Origin of the sequence: uncultured Amaricoccus sp. (genome assembly GCF_937858865.1) — a bacterium.
Taxonomy (GTDB): domain Bacteria; phylum Pseudomonadota; class Alphaproteobacteria; order Rhodobacterales; family Rhodobacteraceae; genus Amaricoccus.
In genome coordinates this window covers 1-19,820 of the sequence record NZ_CALLYO010000615.1, presented here as the reverse complement: position 1 = coordinate 19,820, position 19,820 = coordinate 1, and the positions used below count along the sequence as shown (strand labels likewise).

Genomic DNA, 19,820 nt, shown 5'->3' with positions numbered 1-19,820 from the left:
TGCGGCGCATCGAGCGCGGCGAGCAGCAGCGACAGCCGCGTCTTCTGCCCGCCCGACAGCCGCCCCACCTCGGTCGTGACGATGTCCGCCCCGATCCCGCCGGCCGCCAGCCGCCCGCGCAGCTTGCCCTGCGGCTCCTCCGGCCTCAGCCGCTGCAGATGCTGCAACGGCGTCTCCTCGAGCTCGAGCTCGTCCACCTGATGCTGCGCGAAATAGCCCACCCGCAGCTTCGACGACGCCACCTTCCGCCCGCCCATCGGCGCCAGCCGGTCGGAGAGCAGCTTCGCCAGCGTCGACTTCCCCTGCCCGTTCTGCCCGAGCAGCGCGATCCGGTCGTCCTGGTCGATCCTGAGGTTCAGGTCGCGCAGGACCGCCCGCCCGTCATAGCCGACCGACACGTCCTCCAGCCGCACGATCGGCGGCGACAGCTCCTCCGGCGTCGGGAAGTTGAAGGCCGCCACCTGGTCCTCGACGATCGCCGCGATCGGCTTCATCCGCTCCAGCGCCTTGATCCGGCTCTGCGCCTGCCGCGCCTTCGACGCCTTCGCCCGGAAGCGGTCGATGAAGCTCTGCATGTGCGCGCGCGCCGCATCCTGCTTGCGCTTCTCCGACACGAGCTGCTCCAGCCGCGCCCGCCGGGTATCCTCGAAGGTGTCGTAGGGCCCCTGGTAGAGCGTCAGCTTGCGCCGCTCGAGATGCAGGATCGCTCCCACCGACCGGTTGAGCAGGTCCCGGTCGTGGCTGATCACCAGCACCGTGTGCGGATAGCGGGCGAGGAAATTCTCCAGCCAGATCGCCCCCTCGAGATCGAGATAGTTGGTCGGCTCGTCGAGCAGCAGCACGTCCGGCCGCGCGAAGAGCACCGCCGCCAGCGCCACCCGCATCCGCCAGCCGCCGGAGAATTCGGCGCAGGCCCTCCCCTGCGCCGCCGCGTCGAACCCGAGGCCGTTCAGGATCGACGCCGAGCGCGCCTCGGCCGAATGCGCGTCGATGTCGGCCAGCCGCGCGTGGATCTCGGCGATGCGGATCGGGTCGCGCGCCTCCTCCGCCTCGGCCATCAGCGCCGCCCGCTCGACGTCCGCCTCCAGCACCGTGTCGATCAGGCTGTCGCGCGTCGCCGGCGCCTCCTGCGCCACGCCGCCGATGCGCGCCCGCCTCGGCACCTCGATCTCGCCGCCGTCGAGCGCCAGCTCGCCGCGGATCAGCTTGAAGAGCGTCGTCTTGCCCGAGCCGTTCCGCCCGACGAATCCCACCTTGTGCCCGGCCGGGATCAGCGCCGAGGCATCCTCGAAGAGCTTCTTCCCCTCGATCGAGAAGCTGATGTTCCTGAAGGCGAGCATGGCCGGGCATGTGACCCCGCGCCCGCGGCTTGTCAACCGAGCCCGGTTGCGCCACCACTCGGCGATCAGCAGGAGATCCCCGGCGTTGCGCAAGATCCTCATCCTTCTCGTCCTCGCCGCCGTGGGGATCGTCACCTTCTTCGTCTACCACCACCCGCCGATGCGCCTGATGCCGCCGCCGCTGCTCTTCCAGGCCGGCGGCGAGCGGGTCTTCGACATCGCCCCGGCGACCGAGGGAAGCGAGATCGAGCTCTTCTACGCCACGAGCCGCCTGCCGGTCGGCGCGCGCGAGAACCGCATCTATTCCGTCGCCCCCGACTGGCGGCTCCATGTCGGCACCGCCGAGCTCCGCATCGGCGAGGAGGAGACGACGCTCGAGCAGATCCGCGAATGGACGACGCGCAACACCGGCTCCGACCGCCCCTTCGTCCGCCTCGAGCGGATGAACGAAGCCGCCACCCTCTCCGACCCGGCCGAGATCGGCCCCGAGGCCCAGGCCTGGCTCGCCGAGATCGACGCCGCCCTCGCCGCCAGCCGCTCGCGCGACATCCTCGTCTACGTGCACGGCGCCAACACCACCGTCGAGCGCGCCGCCGGCCAGGCGGCGATGCTCAAGCATTTCGCCGGCCGCGAGGCCGTCGTCGTGCTCTTCGCCTGGCCGACGGCCGAGAACTTCCTCCGCTACGCCCGCGACATCCGCAACGCCCTCGGCAGCGCCCCGCAGCTCGCCGACCTCGTCCGCCTCCTGGCCGCCCGCACCCAGGCGGCGAAGATCGACGTCTTCACCATCTCCGCCGGCGCCACCGTCGGCAGCGACGGCCTCGCCCTCCTCGCCCGCGAGACCCCGGAGGTCGCCGACCGCCTCGGCGAGATCTACCACGCGGCGCCCGACGCCGACTTCCGCGCCTTCGTCGACGACCTCGGCGCCTACGCCCCGTACGCCCGCCGCGTCACGGCGGCGGTCAACCTCGGCGACAGCGCGCTCCGCCTCGCCCAGGTGGTCAACCGCGCCTCCCGCGCCGGCCGCCCCGACATCCGCGAGCTCTCCGCCGACACCAGCGCGCGCCTGCTCGCCGCCTCCGCCGCCGGCGAGATCGAGATCGTCCAGGTCCACCCCGACCGCATGCCGGAGCTCTCGGCGACCTCGCACACCTTCTGGTACGACCACCCCTGGGTCTCCAACGACGTCCTGCTCACCCTGCTCTTCCACCTGCCGCCCGCCACCCGCGCCCTCGCCCCCGGCACCGCCCCCTCCGGGGCCGCCTACTGGACCTTCCCGGAGGACTACCCGGCGCGGATGCCCGCGGTCCTCGAGGCGATCCGTCCCGAGATCGCCGGCGAGCGGCCCACCCTTGACGCGGGGGCGGATTAGGTAGATCGCCAGCCGCCACGACCGGAGGCCGCCGACCATGCCGAGACGGGGTGCGACACTGATCGGGTTCGTCGCCATCGTGACCTGGGCCTTCCTGGCGCTGCTCTCGACGCTCGCCGGCGCCATCCCGCCCTTCCAGCTCGCGGCCATGACCTTCCTCGTCGGCGGGCTGACCGGCGCGGCGAGCTGGCTCCTGCGCCCGGGCGCGATCCGCTCCCTCCGCCAGCCCTGGCCGGTCTGGGCGCTGGGGACGGCCGGCCTCTGCATCTACCATTGCCTCTATTTCTTCGCGATCCAGGCGGCGCCGCCGGTCGAGGTGAGCCTGATCGCCTACCTCTGGCCGCTCCTCATCGTCCTCTTCGCCGCCCTCCTGCCCGGCGAGCGGCTCGGCGCGCACCACCTCGCCGGCGCCGTCATGGGCCTCGCCGGCGCCGTCCTCATCATCACCGAGGGCGGCCGCGTCGGCCTCGCCGGCGGCATCCGCCCCGGACACGGCCTCGCCCTCGCCGCCGCCTTCGTCTGGGCCGGCTACTCCGTGCTGTCGCGCCGCTTCGGCCATGTTCCGACCGATGTGGTCGCGGCCTACTGCCTGATCACCGCCGCCGCGACCTTCCTCCTGCACCTCGCCTTCGAGACCACCGCCTGGCCGCAGACCGCCACGCAGTGGACCGCCGTCGCGCTCCTCGGCCTCCTGCCGCTCGGCCTCGCCTTCTACGCCTGGGACCACGGCATCAAGCACGGCGACATCATGGTGCTCGGCGCGGTCTCCTACGCCGCGCCGCCCCTCTCCGTCCTCATCCTGCTCCTCGCCGGACAGGGCGTCTTCCACTGGTCGATGGCGCTCGCCTGCCTGCTCATCACCGCCGGCGCGATCATAGCGGCCAAGGACCTCGTCTTCCGCCGCCGCACGCCCCGCGACGACGCCAGGACGGCCGCCTAGTGACGACGGGCCGCGGCGTTAACCTCGGTGAAGGAAGAATGAACGCGCCCAGGATATTGAAATATATTCAATCACTTGTCTAGTTTCGCACGCGTGCGACAAGCGTGCGCGGGCCCGCCCCGGGGCGGTCTCGCAGGCCATTGCAGCGATCTCTCAGACCCCGGGGCCGCCCGTCATCACCGCCGTCGCCCAGGGCACCGCCTCCCGCAGCAGGGCCCCGGTCGCCGCCTCGAAGGCCGAGACGACCGAGAGCGCATCGGTGTCCGCCGCGTCCGCCGTGCGCCCGAACCGCCGGCTGGCGACGAGCCGCCCGTCGGCGTCGCGCGCCACGCTCAGCGTCATCGAGACGGAAACCCGCGCCGGCGCCGTGTCGCCCGGCGGCAGCAGGCGCGCCTCGAAGCTCTCGACGTCGGTCATCAGCGTGAAGTCGGGCAGCGGCCCGACCGAGGCCGAGGTCACGAAGGCGAAGCGCCCGGTATTGGCCAGCGACCGGGTGAGCAGGTTGCGGATATGCACCGGCGCCGGCTCGACCCAGCGCCCGTCGCCGAGCAGCGTCACCTGGATCGGGCTCGGCTTCATCACGATGCGGTCGCTCGCCACCGCCCCCGGCACCGTCGGCTCGGCAACGAAGACGATCCGCCCCCCGCTCCGGGTCACCGGCTGCGGCGGCAGCGGGTTGAGCGCATAGGTGTCGAGATTGCGCGCGGCGCTGTTCAGCGAGGAGACGGTGGCGCAGCCGCCCAGCGCCAGCGCGAGCGCGAAGAGCAGGAGGGCAGCCGGAAGGCGGATGGCGGGCATGGCTACCTCCTGAAGTCGGGCGCGGGAGACTGGAGAATGAAGCGCGCCGGATCGCGCTCGAGCTGCGCCGCGATCCGGTCGAGCCGGTTGACCAGCGCCTGCGCGTCCTGGGTGAAGCGCACGAACTGCGGCAGCCCCTGGGTGGTGAACTGCCCGACCGGCGCCGCGCTCTGCTGCACCATCCGGTCGATCGACTTCACGGTCGCCGTCGCCTGCGCGAGCGTCGCCTTGAGCTCCGCCGTCACCGCCGGCAGGTCGGCCGCGACCGACTCGACCGCCGCGCTCATCCGCTCCGCCGAGACCCGCAGATCCGCCGTCGCCGGTGCGACATCCTCGCTGATGACCCGCTCGGCGCCGGTGAAGGCGCCCTCGGCGGCCACGAGCGTCCGCTCCGCCGCGGCGATCGTCGGCTCCAGCCGCTCGAGCGCGGCGCTCGCGTCCCGGAAGGTCGTGCTCGCCGTCTCGAGCGTCCGCGTCGCCTGCTCGGTCATCGGCGCGAGGTCGCCGGTCAGCTCCGTCAGGTCCTTCGACACCTGCCCGACCGTCGCGTTGACCCGCGCGATCGCCTGCCGCACCTCGGCGATGATCGCCGGCAGGTCGTCGGTCGCCGCCTTCTCGATCGCCGCCGTCGAGGCCTGCACCGAGGCGAGCGTGGTGCGCGCCTCCGAGACCAGCGCCGTCCCGTCGCCCTCGACCAGCGTGTCGAAGCTCGTCGCCGCCGAGTCGACCGAGGCGAGCGCCGTCGTCGCCCCGGCGATCGCCTTGTCGAGGCTCGCGACCGTCGCCTCGAGCTCGGAGAGCCGCGCCGTCGCCGTGGTCGCCGTGTCGCCATAGGCGGCCAGCACCGTCTTCGCCTCCCCGCCGAGGCTCTCGACGAGGTCGCGCAGCATGACGACGCTCGCCTTGAACTCGGCCACTGCCGCCGCGCCGTCGCCGGCGATGACCTCGCCCGCCTTGCCCGCGGCGCCGTCGATCGTCCTGATCGCGCCCGTCGCCGTCTCGAGCGTGGTGCCCGCCTTGTCGAAGGCGCCGGTCATCGCCGCCATCGTCGTCTCGGCCTCGCCGAGCGCCTTCTCGACCGCCACCGCCAGCGGATCGAGCCGGTCGGTGAAGACCGAGATCTGCCCGGTGGCGCTCGCCACCGACTTCGAGATGCCGGAGAAGTCGGACAGCGCCTGCTCGAACGCCCCGGACGCCTGCTCGACGTTGGCCAGGATCCCGGCGACCTTGCTCTGGTTCTCCGGCCCGACCAGCCCCTGGAACTCCTTCACGAGCTTGATCGATTCGGCGAGAAGGTCGGGCGCGTCCTCGGCCAGCGACTGCACGACCGACCGCTGGCCCTGGATCTCCGGCACGCCCTCCGTGGTGTCGCGCAGGAGCGGCTTCTCCGGATCGCCGGCAGTCAGGGAGACGAGCGAGACGCCGGTCACGCCCTGCGCCTGCAGCTGCGCCGTCGCCCCCTCGTGGATCGGCGTCTCCGCCGCCACCTCGATGCGCACCCTGACCCGTCCCGACCCCTTCTCGTCGAGATCGAGCGCCACCACCTGCCCGACGGAGAGGCCGCTGAAGCGCACGTCTGCCGCTCGGCTGAGCCCCGAGACGTCGTCGAAGAGCACGTCGTAATAGGCGTACTGCCGGTCGATCTGCACCTTGGCCAGCCAGACGAAGAAGCCGAGCCCGAGCAGGATCGCCGCCAGCGCGCACGCCCCGATAAGCACGTAGTTGGCGCGGGTCTCCATCCTCTCTCCTCAGTCCGTCGCGGCGAGCGCGGCGCGGGCGCGCGGCCCGTGAAAATATTCCCGGACCCAGGGGTGGTCCACCTTCAGCATGTCGGCCATCGTGCCGGTGACGAGCACCTTCTTCTCGGCGAGCACCGCGATGCGGTCGCAGATCGCGTGCAGGCTGTCGAGGTCGTGCGTCACCATGAAGACGGTCAGCCCGAGCGATTCCTTGAGCTGGCGGATCAGGTCGTCGAAGGCCGAGGCGCCGATCGGATCGAGCCCGGCCGTCGGCTCGTCGAGGAAGACGATGTCGGGATCGAGCGCCAGCGCCCGCGCCAGGCCGGCGCGCTTCTGCATGCCGCCCGAGAGCTCGGACGGATACTTGTCGCAGGCGACCGGCGGCAGCCCGGCCATCGAGATCTTCAGCCGCGCGAGATCGGAGCGCAGGCCCGCGTCGATGTGCATGAGCTCGCGCATCGGCGCCTCGACGTTCTGCTGCACCGTCAGCGCCGAGAAGAGTGCCCCCTGCTGGAAGAGCACCCCCCAGCGGCGGCTGACCGCCTCGCGCTCGGCATCCGACGCGCTCAGCACGTCGACCCCGAAGACCCGGATCGAGCCGGCGGCCGGGCGGTTCAGCCCGACGATCGAGCGCAGCAGCACCGACTTGCCGGTGCCCGAGCCGCCGACCACCCCGAGCACCTCGCCGCGGTAGACGTCGAGGTCAAGCCCGTCGTGCACCACCTGCGCGCCGAAGCGGTTGACGAGCCCGCGCACCTCGATGACGGCCTCGCGCGGCATCAGACGTTCACCGTGGCGAAGAAGATCGCGAAGATCGCGTCGAGCACGATGACGAGGAAGATCGCCAGCACCACCGAGGCGGAGGTGAGCTTGCCGAGGCTCTCGGCGTTGCCGCCGACCCTCAGCCCGTGGTGGCAGCCGATCAGCGCGATCACCAGGGCGAAGAAGGGCGCCTTGATGATGCCGACGAGGAAGTGCCAGACGCCGATCTGATCGGAGAGACGCACGACGAACATCTCCGGCGAGACCCCGAGCTCCACCCAGGCCATGACCAGCCCGCCGAGCAGCCCGGCGAAGTTGGCGATGATGCCGAGGAGCGGCAGGGTGAAGAGGAGCGCGAGCGTGCGCGGCACGACGAGGATCTGGACCGGATCGAGGCCGAGCGTGCGCATGGCGTCGATCTCCTCGCGCATCTTCATCGAGCCGATCGAGGCGGTGAAGGCCGAGGCCGACCGGCCGGCGACGATGATCGCCGTCAGGAGGATGCCGAGCTCGCGCAGCACCGCGATGGCGATGAGGTCGACGACGAAGATCTCGGCGCCGAACTGGCGGAGCTGCACCGCCCCCATGTAGGCGAGGACGATGCCGATCAGGAAGGCCATCAGCGCGGCGATCGGCACCGCGTTCAGCCCCGCCTGCTGCATGTGGTAGACGGTCGAGGTCAGCCGCAGCCGCGACGGATGGACGAGGTTGCCGGCGAGCCGCACGATGATCGCGCCGAGGAGGTTGAGGAGCTCCGCCGCCGTGCGCCAGCCCTCGGCAACGCTCTGCCCGAAGTCGCCGAGCCAGCCGACGAAGCCCCCCGGCCGCGGCGCGGCCTCCTCCGCCTTGGGCAGGCTCTTCTCGACCGTCTCGAGAAGCGCCGCGCGCTCGGGCGCGAGGCCCTCGATGCTGACGGCAACGCCCTCGGCCTCGAGCCGCCGGCGCAGCGTCGCGATCGCCCAGGCGCCGGCGGTGTCGAAGCCCTCGATGCCCGCGCCGTCGACGACGACCGGCCCCGGCCCGGCGACCTCGGCCAGCCGGCGGTAGATGCCCTCGACCCCGCCGACGCGCAGGTCGCCGGACAGCGCCACCCGCGCCCCCTCGCCGCTCCGGTCTATCGCCAGCTCTGCCGTCTTCACGCCGTCCCCGCTGCGCAGGGGCCGTCCGTGGCCCTCCGACGGTGGAAATAAGCGCCGTGCCCCGGACGGGCTCGAACCGCCCACCCGGGCCACGCACGAATGCTCCCCGCCCGGCTATCACATGGCGTCGGGGTAAGGAAAGAGCGAGAACCACCGGGGCGGGCCGCCCGGCAGGCGCGTCGAGCCCCTGCGAAATCAGGATTTCGCGCGCGAAACTATAGGTATCCCATTGATCCTGAAGGGATTCGTCAGGTTAAAACTTCGTTACTCGCGCTGGCGATCCGGTTCTTCCGGAAGATCGGCGAGCTGCTTCGCGAAGCGCCCGCCCGGCTCCTCCTGCAGCTCGTCCCCCGGCTCCTCCTTCATCGACGGGACCATGCCCGGGGCCGCGTCCTCGAAGCCCGGCTGCACCGGGCGCGGAGCGGCACTCGCCGGGAACTCGACCTCGGCGCGGCCCTCCTCGATCAACCGCTTCGCCCGCATCCAGTGTTCGTGATCACGGCCCTCCGGCTGGCCCTCGGCTTCCCAGATGGCGTGGGCGACCCTCGCGATCTCGTCCTCGATCGGTGCGTCGGACTGAATGTTCATCGGCTCCTCCTCGGTTGGATATCTCCCCCAACGCGGATGAGGCTGCCGGGTTCGGCCGATGCGCAAAAAGGCCCGGGTTCGATGTCCGTGAATCGCCGCCGCGCGGCGCGACGGCTCCGTCCGAGTCGGGTGACGCTCGGACGGACATGAAGAAGCGCCGCCAAGTAACTGGATTTGTGGTGCCCCAGGACGGACTCGAACCGCCGACCTACTATTTACGAAACAGTTGCTCTACCGGCTGAGCTACTGGGGCCTCGCGCCGGCACCTCATAGCTTCCGCGCGAGGGCGGCGCAAGCGCCCTAGCCGTCGACGAGCGGCGCCGAGCCGCGGACTTGCGTGGCGGCCATGAACTCGCGGTCGATGGTGGGCAGCAGCTCGCCGTGGATCGTCGCCTCGAAGGCGCGCAGGCGCTTGTAGATCGAGACGAGCTCGATGACCGTCGTCCAGGAGTTGACCAGATACTGGAACGACGAGCGCACCTGGCTCAACGCGTTCAGGATCTGGTTCATCAGCCCGAGCGTGATCGCCCCGGCGACGATGGCGGGGGCGAGGATCACGTAGCCGAACATGTTGTCGATCTGCAGGTAGAAGATGCGGGCGACGTTGAAGTAGGTGTAGTGGAAATACAGCCGGAAGTAGTTGCGCCGCACGTTGGCGAAGAGCTCGGCGGCGGTGACCGGATCGGCGCGCGCGGGGTCGTCCTCGCCGTAGACGAGCTCCTTGCGGTAGGCGGCCTCGACGCGCTGGTTGCGGAACTCGAGGCCCGGGAGCTTGAAGCCGACGAGCGCCAGGAAGACGGTGCCGAAGGCGGACCAGAGCAGCGCGGCCGTCACCAGCGGATAGGGCACGGCGCCGAGCAGCGGCACCTCGGTGATGTCCTTCGAGAGCGCCACCAGCACCGGCAGGAAGGCGATCAGCGTCATGATCGCGTCGAGCAGGTTGACCCCCAGCCGCTCGGTCGTCTGGGAGAACCGCATGGTGTCCTCCTGCACGCGCTGCGAGGCGCCCTCGATGCGGCGGAGCCGCGGCCAGTGGCTCATGTAGTAGCCGTTCATCGCCGTGCGCCAGCGGAAGATCCAGTGGCTGACGAAGAAGAGCGTCAGCACCCCGACCGCGACATAGACGAGCGCGATGCTGAGGAAGGTGACGATGCCGCCGTAGAAGTCGCCGAGCGTGACCGGGCGCGACTTGTCGAGCGCCGCCTGGATCATGTCGAAGAAGGGGCCGTACCAGGCGTTGACCGCGACGGTCAGCTCGACCTGGAAATAGGTGGCGAAGAGGATGAGCGCCGAGCCGGGCACCGACCAGCTCCACCAGGGATGCGGCGCGGCGACCTTCCAGAAGGCGGCGAAGATGCCGACCGAGACGAGATAGTAGAGGTAGAACCAGAGGAAGGGCCCCGACCAGAAGCGGGAGACCCCGATCGGGAGCCGCCCGTCCGGCGGCCCCGCGAAGCCGAGGCCGTCGCCGAGCGCCGCGCCGCCGAGATACCATCCGGCGACGCAGACGGCTGACCAGAGCACCGCCGACCAGAAGAAGAGGCGCGGCGGATTGGGAAAGTAGGATACGAACACGGGGCGGCCACCGTCTCTGGGGGTGATCGGCCCTGGCCGCGCGGGGGCGGGTCCGGCCGATCCGGGTGCCGCTATTGAGGGCAAAGGAACACGCCATGCAACGCCGGCGTGCGAGACCTCACCGGGAGGTGAGTCCGGCAGCCGGGCTTTAACTCCTCCCGCCTTCGTCATATGCAGGCCGAGGAGGATCGGGCATGACCTGTAGAGACGACAGCACGGGCGCCCGGGACTTCACGGCCGGCGTGCGCGAAGCGGCCGCGGCGCTGCGCGAGCTCTTCCCGCCGACGCCGCTGCAGCGCAACGACTATCTCTCCGCCCGCTACGGCGCCGACGTCTGGCTGAAGCGCGAGGACCTGAGCCCGGTCCGCTCCTACAAGCTCCGCGGCGCCTTCAACGCCATGCGCAAGGCGCTCGCCCTCCGCCCCGACCGGCGGCGCTTCGTCTGCGCCTCGGCCGGCAACCACGCCCAGGGCATGGCCTACGCCTGCCGCCATTTCGCCACCGACGGTGTCGTCTTCATGCCGGTGACGACCCCGCAGCAGAAGATCGACAAGACCCGCCAGTTCGGCGGCGGCCGGGTCGAGATCCGCCTGGTCGGCGACTATTTCGACGCCACGCTGCGCGCCGCCCAGGCCTTCACCCAGGAGACCGGCGCCCTCTTCCTGCCCCCGTTCGACGATGCCGACGTGATCGAGGGCCAGGCGACCTGCGCCCTCGAGATCCTCGAGGAGCTGCCTGCCCCCGATCTCCTCGTCATCCCGGTCGGCGGCGGCGGCCTCGCCTCGGGCATGGTGCAGGTCGCGGACGCCCTCTCTCCCGCCACCGCCGTCCGCTTCGTCGAGCCCGAGGGCGGGCCGAGCCTGCGCCGGGCGCTGGAGGCGGGCGCGCTCGTCACCCTCCCCGCGGTCGACAACTTCGTCGACGGCGCGGCCGTCGCCCGCATCGGCGACCGCAACTTCGCCGTCCTCGGCCGCTTCGCCCCCGGGGACGCGCTCCTCGCCCCGGAGAACCGCATCTGCGCCACCATGCTCGAGATGCTGAACGTCGAGGGCGTCGTCCTCGAGCCGGCCGGGGCGCTCGCCGTCGACGCGCTCCGCGACCTCGACGTCGCCGGCAGGACGGTGGTCGCCGTCGTCTCCGGCGGCAACTTCGACTTCGAGCGCCTGCCCGACGTGAAGGAGCGCGCGCTGCGCTGGGAGGGGCGCAAGAAATACTACATCCTCCGCCTGCCGCAGCGCCCCGGCGCGCTGCGCGAGTTCCTCGCCGTCCTTGGTCCCGACGACGACATCTCCCGCTTCGAGTACCTGAAGAAGTCCGCCCGCAACTTCGGCTCCGTCCTCCTCGGCATCGAGACCACGGTGCGCGCGAACTTCGAGGCCCTCGAGGCGCGCATGGCCGCCGCCGGCTTCACCTGGGTCGACATCACCGACGACGCCGTCATCACCAGCCTGATCATCTGATGCATCTCGCCACCACCGTCACCGGCGCCCAGAGCGCAGACCCGGGCGCCCACCCGCCCCTCCTCGTCGCCCACGGCCTCTTCGGCTCGGCCCGCAACTGGGGGGCGATCGCCAGGCGCCTCGCCCACGACCGGCAGGTGGTGACCGTCGACATGCGCAACCACGGCGACAGCCCGCGCAGCCCCGAGCACAGCTACCTCGCCATGGCGGGCGACCTCGCCGAGACCATCGCCGCGCACGGCGGCCGCGCCGACATGCTCGGCCACTCGATGGGCGGCAAGGCGGCGATGATGCTCGCCCTGACCGAGCCGTCCCTCGTCAACCGCCTCGTCGTCGCCGACATCGCGCCGGTCGAATACGGCCACAGCCAGATGCCCTACGTCCGGGCCATGCAGGCGGTCGATCTCTCCGCCGTCAACCGCCGCTCCGACGCCGACGCCGGCCTCGCCGCCCATGTCCCCGAGCCGTCCCTGCGCGCCTTCCTGCTGCAGAGCCTCGCGGTCGAGGAGGGCCGCGCCCGCTGGAAGCTGAACCTCGAGGCGCTCGCCGCGCAGATGCCCGCCATCATGACCTTCCCGGCGGTGCAGGCGAGCTTCGGCGGCCCGACCCTCTTCCTGACCGGCGCGCGGTCCGACTACGTCCGCCCCGAGCACTGGCCGCGCATCCGCACCCTCTTCCCCGCCGCCCGGCACGAGACGCTCGCCGCCGCCGGCCACTGGCTGCACGCCGACGCCCCCGCCGCCTTCATCGCCGCGGTCGGCGGCTTCCTCGCCTGAAGCCCGGCTTGCCGGCCCGCGGAAAACCGCCTAGAGCCAGCCCGAACCGCCATGGAGGCCCGCCGCATGTCGTCCCCGAAGAAGGTCGTCCTCGCCTATTCCGGCGGCCTCGACACCTCGATCATCCTGAAGTGGCTGAAGACCGAGTACGGCTGCGAGGTGGTCACCTTCACCGCCGACCTCGGCCAGGGCGAGGAGCTGGAGCCGGCGCGCAGGAAGGCCGAGCTGCTCGGCATCGCGCCCGAAAACATCTTCATCGAGGACCTGCGCGAGGAGTTCGTGCGCGACTTCGTCTTCCCGATGTTCCGCGCCAACGCCGAGTACGAGGGCCTCTACCTGCTCGGCACCTCGATCGCCCGTCCGCTCATCTCCAAGCGCCTGGTCGAGATCGCCCACCGGACCGGCGCCGACGCCATCGCCCACGGCGCCACCGGCAAGGGCAACGACCAGGTCCGCTTCGAGCTCTCCGCCTACGCGCTCGACCCGTCGATCCGCGTCATCGCCCCCTGGCGCGAGTGGAATCTCACCTCCCGCACCAAACTCCTTGAATTCGCGGAGAAGAACCAGATCCCGATCGCCAAGGACAAGCGCGGCGAAGCCCCCTTCTCGGTCGACGCCAACCTCCTGCACACCTCCTCCGAGGGCAAGGTGCTGGAGGACCCCGCCGAGGAGGCGCCGGCTTACGTCTACCAGCGCACCACCGACCCGGAGAAGGCGCCCGACACTCCGGAATACATCGAGATCGGCTTCGAGAAGGGCGACCCCGTCTCCATCAACGGCGCCCCCCTCTCCCCCGCCGCCCTCCTCACCCGCCTGAACGAGCTCGGCGGCAGGCACGGCGTCGGTCGCCTCGACCTGGTGGAGAACCGCTTCGTCGGCATGAAGTCCCGCGGCATCTACGAGACCCCCGGCGGCACCGTGCTCCTCGCCGCCCACCGCGGCATCGAGTCCCTCACCCTCGACCGCGGCGCCGCCCACCTCAAGGACGAGCTGATGCCGAAATACGCCGAGCTCATCTACAACGGCTTCTGGTTCTCGCCGGAGCGCGAGATGCTCCAGGCCCTGATCGACCGAAGCCAGGAGCACGTCTCGGGCAGCGTGCGCGTGAAGCTCTACAAGGGCAGCGCCAGCGTCGTCGGCCGCTCCTCGCCGCAGTCGCTCTACTCGGAATCCCACGTCACCTTCGAGGAGGACGCCGGCGCCTACGACCAGAAGGACGCCGCCGGCTTCATCAAGATCACCGCGCTGCGCCTCCGCCTCCTCGGCATGCGCGACCGCCGCTGACGCCCCGGCCGAGGATGCCGACCGGGCACGCCGCCGGGTGAAAGGCGGTTGCTTTCGCCCTGAGACGCTCGTATCATATTGACATGCACGTCTCACCCGAAGGCGAGGAAATTGCATTGCGCGAAACCGGGCCGCGGGCCCGGACCCGGCGGCTCCTGCTCGACACGGCGATGCAGCTCATGCAGTCCGGCCGGGTGCCTTCGGTGACCGACGTGGCCGAGGCGGCCGAGGTGTCGCGCGCCACCGCCTATCGCTACTTCCCGACCCAGGCGGCGCTGGTGCAGGCGGCGGTGGACGAGGCGCTCGGGCCGATCCTCGCCTGGCGCTCCGACCTGCCCGACGCCGAGGCGCGGGTCGAGGGACTGCTCGCCTTCGCCTATCCGCGGCTCGACGAGTACGAGGCGACGCTGCGCGCCGCGCTCCTGCAGGCGATGGACCAGTGGAGCCGCCGCCGCGCCGGCACGCTGGGCGACGAGGCGCCGATCGTGCGCGGCAACCGCAAGGCGGTGCTCTACAACGCGCTCGCGCCCTTGCGCGGGCAGATGGCGGCCGAGGCCTTCGACCGGCTGCGCCAGGCGCTGTCGCTCGTCTTCGGCACCGAGGCCTTCGTGGTGCTGAAGGACATCTGGGGGCTCGACGGCGCCCAGGCGCGCGACGTGGCACTCTGGTCGGCGCAGGTCCTGGTGCGCGCCGCGGTCGCCGAGGCGGAAACGGCAGGGAGGGCTGACGCGAGCGGAAGACCGGCTTGAGCACGAGCCTTTACACGAGCCTTTACCCAAGCCTCGACACGGGCATCGACACAAGCCTCGACACGGGCAACAACAAGACGAGCATCGCGGCGCCGCGGGACGGCGCTTCAAGGTGTTAACATGGGAGGAACGAACGTGATGCAGAGACGGCGCCTATTCGGACTGCTGGCCGGCGCGTCGAGCGCGCTCGCCATGGGAATGGCCGCGCTTCCGGCGGCGGCACAGGAGCTCACCATCTTCTGGGCGGAGTGGGATCCGGCCAACTACCTGCAGGAGCTGGTGAACGAATACACCGAGGAGACGGGCGTGACCGTCACGGTGGAGACGACCCCCTGGTCGGACTTCCAGACCAAGGCCTTCACCGAGTTCAACGCCAAGGGCGACACCTACGACATGGTGGTCGGCGACAGCCAGTGGCTGGGGGCGGGATCGACCGGCGGGCACTATGTCGACCTGACCGACTGGTTCAAGAAGAACAAGCTCGACGAGATCATGGCGCCGGCCACGGTCAAGGCCTATGCCGAGTACGACGGCAGGTACTGGGCCGTCCCGGCCGAGGGCGACGCGACGGGCTGGGCCTACCGCAAGGACTGGTTCGAGGATCCGGCCGAGATGGAGGCCTTCAAGGCCAAGTACGGCTACGACCTCGCCCCGCCGAAGACCTGGGCCGAGCTGCGCGACATCGCCGAGTTCTTCCACCGGCCGGACCAGAACCGCTATGGCGTCGCGATCTACACCGACAACTCCTATGACGCGCTGGTCATGGGCTACGAGAACGCCCTCTTCTCCTACGGCGGCGACCTCGGCGACTATTCGACCTACGAGGTCGAGGGCATCGTGAACTCCGACAAGGCGGTGGCGGCGCTCGAGATGTACCGCGACCTCTACCAGTTCACGCCGCCCAACTGGGGCAAGACCTTCTTCCAGGAGGACAACCAGGCGATCACCGAGGGCCTGGCGGCGATGAGCATGAACTACTTCGCCTTCTTCCCGGCGCTGGTGAACCCGGCGATCAACCCGCACGCCGAGGTCACCGGCTTCTTCGCCAACCCGGCCGGGCCGGACGGCGACCAGCATGCCGCGCTCGGCGGCCAGGGCATCTCGATCGTCTCCTACTCGAAGAACCAGGAGGAGGCGATGAAGTTCCTCGAGTGGTTCATCCAGGACGACGTGCAGAAGCGCTGGGCCGAGCTCGGCGGCTATACCGCCAGCAAGAACATCCTCGAGTCCGAGGAGTTCCGCAACGCGACGCCCTACAACGAGGCCTTCTACCAGTCGATGTTCATGGTGAAGGACTTCTGGGCGGTGCCCGAGTACGCCGAGCTGCTGACCCAGATCAACAACCGGATCTATCCCTACGTGGTCGGCGGCGAGGGCACGGCGAAGGAGGTGCTCGACGGCCTCTCGCAGGACTGGCAGGAGACCTTCAAGAAGTACGGCCGCAGCTGACGGCCGAAGGGGGCCGGGCCCGGCGCCCGGCCCCCGCGCCAAGAACCGGTCCGACAGGGAAGAGACACCGTGCTGGCACGACTAGACACCCGGTCCCGGGCGGCGGCCCAGGGGTGGAGCGATCTCGCCATCCGGAATGCCTTCATCATTCCGACGATCGCCTTCCTCATCATCTTCAACGTCTTTCCGCTGATCTACTCGCTCGGCTACTCGTTCACCGACTTCCGTGCCTCGGTGAGCGAGCCGGCGCGCTTCGTCGGCCTCAGGAACTACCGCGAGCTCCTCAGCGACCCGAACGTCTGGCGCAACTTCACCGTCACCGCCAAGTACGTGATCGTCTCGGTCACGGGCCAGGTCGTGGTCGGCTTCGGGCTCGCGATGCTGCTCAACCGGACCTTCCCGATGAAGGGCTTCGTCACCACGCTCCTGCTCCTGCCGATGATGATGTCGATGGCGGTGGTCGGGCTCTTCTGGAAGCTGCTCTACGACCCGTCCTGGGGCCCGATCAACTACGCCCTCGGCCTCGGCTCGTTCGACTGGCTGTCGAACCCGAACCACGCGCTCTACGCGGTGGCGATCACCGACATCTGGATGTGGGCGCCCTTCGTGATGCTGCTCTCGCTCGCCGGCCTCTCGGCGGTGCCGCAGCACCTCTACGAGGCGGCGGCGATCGACCGGGCGAGCGGCTGGTACAGCTTCACCCGCATCACGCTGCCGCTCGTGGCGCCGATCCTGCTCATCGCGATCATCTTCCGCACCATGGAGGCCTTCAAGACCTTCGACCTCGCCTACATCATGTCCGGCCAGCCGACGACCGAGACGATCTCGATCCGGCTCTACAAGATGGCCTTCCAGGAATGGCAGACCGGGCGGTCGAGCGCGCTCGCCTACATCGTGCTGATCGTGGTGGTGGCAATCACCAACATCTACGTGAAGTACCTGAACAAGGTGAAGGAGCGCTGAGATGGCGATGGTCGCCTCGCCCGGCAAGCGCATCCGCAACCGCCTCGCCATCGCCGCGGTCCTGGTGGTGACGCTCATCTTCCTCGCGCCGATCTACTGGATCGGCTCCACGGCCTTCAAGCCGCGCGACCAGGCGACCTCGGTGCCGCCAACGGTCTTCTTCACGCCCGAGACGACCGCCTTCGTGAAGCTCTTCACCAAGCGGGTGCAGCTGCGCCAGCCGGTGGAGCCGGAAACCTATGCTGCCGCGCCCTGGTGGGAGCAGCGCATCTTCGACGGCGGCGAGCGGGTGCTCCGCGTGAAGGGCGAGGTGCAGCTCTCGGCCTATCCGAGCCGCTTCATGAACAGCCTGATCGTCGCGATCACCAGCACGGTGCTCGCGGTCGGCATGGGCACGCTCACCGCCTACGGCTTCTCCCGCTTCCGCGTGCCGGCCGAGAACGACTGGCTCTTCTTCATCCTCTCGACCCGCATGCTGCCGCCGGTCGTCGTCGCCATCCCGATGTTCCTGATGTACCGGGCGATCGGCCTCACCGACAGCCACCTCGGGCTGATCATCCTCTATACCGCCTTCAACCTCTCCTTCTCGGTCTGGCTGATGAAGGGGTTCATGGACGAGATCCCGAAGGAGTACGAGGAGGCCGCCCTCGTCGACGGCTACACCCGGATGCAGGCCTTCTGGAAGATCGTGCTGCCCGAGGCGGTCACCGGCATCGCGGCGACGGCGGTCTTCTGCTTCATCATCGCCTGGAACGAGTACGCCTTCGCGCTCATCATGACCAACCGCCGGGCGCAGACCGCGCCGCCCTTCATCCCGGCCCAGGTGGGCTCGGGCCTCACCGACTGGACGACGATCGCGGCGGGGACCTTCCTCTTCCTGCTGCCGGTCGCGATCTTCACCTTCGCGCTCCGCCATCACCTCCTGCGCGGGGTGACCTTCGGCGCGATCCGCAAGTAGGGGGCGGCGATGGGTCTCGGACCGCGCACCTGGGAGGCGATCGCGCAGTGGGTCATGGTGGCGGGCATCGTGGCGCTCTTGCAGCCGTGGAGCCTCTTCCTGCACCGCTACGGCGTCACCATCACGCTGATCGGCCTCGCGGGGTTCATCGTCTTCAGCCACGTCAGTTCGCGCCCCGGAGAGAAGTGAATGGCGAACATCGGCCTCAGGGGCATCGAGAAGTATTTCGGCGCCAACTACGTCATCCGGCAGCTGAACCTCGAGATCGCCGACGGCGAGTTCGTGGTGCTGCTCGGGCCCTCGGGCTGCGGCAAGACGACGACGCTGCGCGCAATCGCCGGGCTCGAGGAGATCGACAGCGGCCTGATCACCATCGACGAGCGGCCGGTGCAGGACCTGCCGCCGGGCGAGCGCGACATCGCCTTCGTCTTCCAGCTCTTCGCGCTCTACCCCCACCTGACCGCCTTCGAGAACATCGCCTTCCCGCTGCGCGCCACCGGCGAGACCCGCGCCGAGATCGAGCGCAAGGTGAAGGACGTCGCCGCCTCGCTGCGCATCGAGCCGCTGCTCGCCAAGCGCCCCTCCGCCCTCTCCGGCGGCGACCTGCAACGCGTCGCGATCGGCCGGGCGCTGGTGCGCCGCCCCAAGGCGCTGCTCATGGACGAGCCGATCGGCGCGCTCGACGCGAAGCTGCGCGAGGACATGCGCGCCGAGCTGAAGCGGCTGCACATCGAGAACGGCACCACCAGCGTCTACGTCACCCACGACCAGGTCGAGGCGATGAGCCTCGCCGACCGGGTGGCGGTGATGAACGACGGCGTGCTGCAGCAGGTGGGCACGCCGTCCGAGGTCTACCTCCACCCGGTCAACCTCTTCGTGGCCCAGTTCGTCGGCTCGCCGGTGATGAACATCGTCCCGGCCGAGATCCGCCCCGACGGCGCGGAGACGGCGGTGGCGATCGGCGGCGGCCCGGCCTTCGCCTTCCCGGGCGAGCTCGCCGCCCGGCTCGGAGCGGCGCTGCCGGCGGGGCACGAGCTCGTCGTCGGCGTCCGGCCCGAGGCGGTGCGGGTGGCGCGCGAGGCGGCCCCCGGGCTCCGCCCCGTCGAGGCCCACTTCATCGAGCCGCTCGGCGCCTACGACATCGTCGACCTGAAGGTGGGCGAGCGTCTCATCAAGGCGCGCACCCCGAGCGGCTTCGTGCGGCGGCCCGGCGAGGCGGTCTGGGCGCGCCTCGACGTGCCGCAGGTGCACTTCTTCGACGCGACGAGCGGCGACGTGCTGAAGCTGGAGCCGGCGCATGGCTGAGATCGCCCTGAACGGCGTCGGCAAGAGCTTCCTCGGCCAGCGGGCGCTCGACGATCTGACCCTCACCATCGCCGACGGCGAGTTCTTCGTCATGCTCGGCCCGACCGGCGCCGGCAAGACGACGACGCTGCGGCTGATCGCCGGCCTCGAGAAGCCGGAGACCGGAACCATCTCGATCGGCGGCGAGGACGCCTCCGCCTGGAGCGTCGCCCAGCGCGACGTGGCGCTGGTCTTCCAGTACTACTCCCTCTACCCGCGCTACACCGTGCGGCAGAACCTCGCCTTCCCGCTCCGCTCGCGGGTGCGCGACTTCAGCCCCGACGAGATCGAGCGGCGCGTCGGCCGCGCGGCGAAGATGCTCCGCATCGAGCACCTGCTCGACCGCAAGACCGACCGGCTCTCCGGCGGCGAGATGCAGCGCGTCTCGATCGGCCGCGCCATCGTCCGCGACCCGAACGCCTTCCTGATGGACGAGCCGCTCTCGAACCTCGACGCCAAGCTGCGCGAGGCGCTCCGCTCCGAACTCAAGGACCTGAAGAACGCGCTCGGCGCCACCTTCCTTTTCGTCACCCACGACCAGATCGAGGCGATGTCGATGGGCGACCGGGTCGGCGTGCTCAACG

19 protein-coding genes and 1 tRNA gene are annotated in these 19,820 nt (G+C 70.2%); 12 read left to right on the top strand and 8 right to left on the bottom strand.

Annotated elements, in window-relative coordinates:
• The coding region (locus tag Q0112_RS18430) for an ABC-F family ATP-binding cassette domain-containing protein (protein WP_297977517.1) at nucleotides 1-1,340 on the bottom strand (1,340 nt) is incomplete at its 3' end.
• 85 nt (nucleotides 1,341-1,425) lie between these two features.
• Here Q0112_RS18430 and Q0112_RS18425 point away from each other — a divergent pair.
• Together Q0112_RS18425 and Q0112_RS18420 are read left to right on the top strand one after the other, a co-directional pair.
• Nucleotides 1,426-2,712, top strand: coding sequence for an alpha/beta hydrolase (locus tag Q0112_RS18425; RefSeq protein WP_297977516.1), 1,287 nt, complete (start codon nucleotides 1,426-1,428; stop codon nucleotides 2,710-2,712).
• A 37-nt stretch (nucleotides 2,713-2,749) separates the two neighbouring features.
• Nucleotides 2,750-3,652, top strand: coding sequence for an EamA family transporter (locus tag Q0112_RS18420; RefSeq protein ID WP_297977515.1), 903 nt, complete (start codon nucleotides 2,750-2,752; stop codon nucleotides 3,650-3,652).
• A 153-nt stretch (nucleotides 3,653-3,805) separates the two neighbouring features.
• Here the strand turns inward: Q0112_RS18420 and Q0112_RS18415 are convergent, their stop codons facing one another.
• The 7 genes from Q0112_RS18415 to sbmA form a co-directional block, all read right to left on the bottom strand.
• A complete protein-coding gene (locus Q0112_RS18415) occupies nucleotides 3,806-4,450 on the bottom strand; it encodes an ABC-type transport auxiliary lipoprotein family protein (RefSeq protein WP_297977514.1) in 645 nt (214 codons plus the stop codon).
• A gap of 2 nt (nucleotides 4,451-4,452) precedes the next feature.
• Nucleotides 4,453-6,189, bottom strand: coding sequence for an MlaD family protein (locus Q0112_RS18410; protein ID WP_297977513.1), 1,737 nt, complete (start codon nucleotides 6,187-6,189; stop codon nucleotides 4,453-4,455).
• A 9-nt stretch (nucleotides 6,190-6,198) separates the two neighbouring features.
• On the bottom strand, nucleotides 6,199-6,969 hold the full coding sequence (locus tag Q0112_RS18405; RefSeq protein WP_297977512.1) for an ABC transporter ATP-binding protein: 771 nt from the start codon (nucleotides 6,967-6,969) through the stop codon (nucleotides 6,199-6,201).
• Entirely contained in the window at nucleotides 6,969-8,090 is a 1,122-nt protein-coding gene (locus Q0112_RS18400; protein ID WP_297977511.1) for an MlaE family lipid ABC transporter permease subunit, read from the bottom strand. Before Q0112_RS18400 ends, Q0112_RS18405 begins: the two co-directional genes overlap by 1 nt.
• Before the next feature lie 264 nt (nucleotides 8,091-8,354).
• The gene (locus Q0112_RS18395) at nucleotides 8,355-8,678 is read right to left on the bottom strand and encodes a DUF2934 domain-containing protein (protein WP_297977510.1); all 324 of its coding nucleotides are present in this window, start codon (nucleotides 8,676-8,678) and stop codon (nucleotides 8,355-8,357) included.
• Nucleotides 8,679-8,855: 177 nt separating this feature from the next.
• Nucleotides 8,856-8,931: transfer RNA gene (locus tag Q0112_RS18390), tRNA-Thr, on the bottom strand.
• Nucleotides 8,932-8,978: 47 nt separating this feature from the next.
• Nucleotides 8,979-10,253 (bottom strand): peptide antibiotic transporter SbmA, encoded by a 1,275-nt coding sequence (gene sbmA / locus Q0112_RS18385; protein WP_297977508.1) that lies wholly within the window; start codon nucleotides 10,251-10,253, stop codon nucleotides 8,979-8,981.
• 194 nt (nucleotides 10,254-10,447) lie between these two features.
• On the opposite strand from sbmA, the gene ilvA reads away from it, so the two are divergent.
• The 10 genes from ilvA to Q0112_RS18335 all read left to right on the top strand — a co-directional run.
• On the top strand, nucleotides 10,448-11,713 hold the full coding sequence (ilvA, locus tag Q0112_RS18380; protein WP_297977506.1) for a threonine ammonia-lyase IlvA: 1,266 nt from the start codon (nucleotides 10,448-10,450) through the stop codon (nucleotides 11,711-11,713).
• On the top strand, nucleotides 11,713-12,489 hold the full coding sequence (locus tag Q0112_RS18375; protein WP_297977504.1) for an alpha/beta fold hydrolase: 777 nt from the start codon (nucleotides 11,713-11,715) through the stop codon (nucleotides 12,487-12,489). Before ilvA ends, Q0112_RS18375 begins: the two co-directional genes overlap by 1 nt.
• Nucleotides 12,490-12,555: 66 nt before the next feature.
• A complete protein-coding gene (locus Q0112_RS18370) occupies nucleotides 12,556-13,773 on the top strand; it encodes an argininosuccinate synthase (RefSeq protein ID WP_297977503.1) in 1,218 nt (405 codons plus the stop codon).
• 116 nt (nucleotides 13,774-13,889) lie between these two features.
• Nucleotides 13,890-14,522: a TetR/AcrR family transcriptional regulator gene (locus tag Q0112_RS18365; RefSeq protein ID WP_297977501.1), complete on the top strand. Its 633-nt coding sequence runs from the start codon at nucleotides 13,890-13,892 to the stop codon at nucleotides 14,520-14,522.
• A 138-nt stretch (nucleotides 14,523-14,660) separates the two neighbouring features.
• Nucleotides 14,661-15,971 carry an ABC transporter substrate-binding protein gene (locus Q0112_RS18360; protein ID WP_297977500.1) on the top strand — a complete coding sequence of 437 codons (1,311 nt, stop codon included), beginning with the start codon at nucleotides 14,661-14,663 and terminating at the stop codon, nucleotides 15,969-15,971.
• A gap of 69 nt (nucleotides 15,972-16,040) precedes the next feature.
• Nucleotides 16,041-16,934 carry a carbohydrate ABC transporter permease gene (locus Q0112_RS18355; RefSeq protein ID WP_297977499.1) on the top strand — a complete coding sequence of 298 codons (894 nt, stop codon included), beginning with the start codon at nucleotides 16,041-16,043 and terminating at the stop codon, nucleotides 16,932-16,934.
• Between the two features lies 1 nt (nucleotide 16,935).
• Complete coding sequence (locus tag Q0112_RS18350) at nucleotides 16,936-17,892, top strand: carbohydrate ABC transporter permease (protein ID WP_297977497.1); 957 nt, start codon at nucleotides 16,936-16,938, stop codon at nucleotides 17,890-17,892.
• A 9-nt stretch (nucleotides 17,893-17,901) separates the two neighbouring features.
• A complete protein-coding gene (locus tag Q0112_RS18345) occupies nucleotides 17,902-18,081 on the top strand; it encodes a hypothetical protein (protein ID WP_297977496.1) in 180 nt (59 codons plus the stop codon).
• The gene (locus Q0112_RS18340) at nucleotides 18,082-19,197 is read left to right on the top strand and encodes an ABC transporter ATP-binding protein (RefSeq protein WP_297977495.1); all 1,116 of its coding nucleotides are present in this window, start codon (nucleotides 18,082-18,084) and stop codon (nucleotides 19,195-19,197) included. It abuts the gene before it with no gap.
• A partial coding sequence (locus Q0112_RS18335; RefSeq protein ID WP_297977494.1) for an ABC transporter ATP-binding protein occupies nucleotides 19,190-19,820 on the top strand: 631 nt, incomplete at its 3' end. The genes Q0112_RS18340 and Q0112_RS18335, both read left to right, overlap by 8 nt.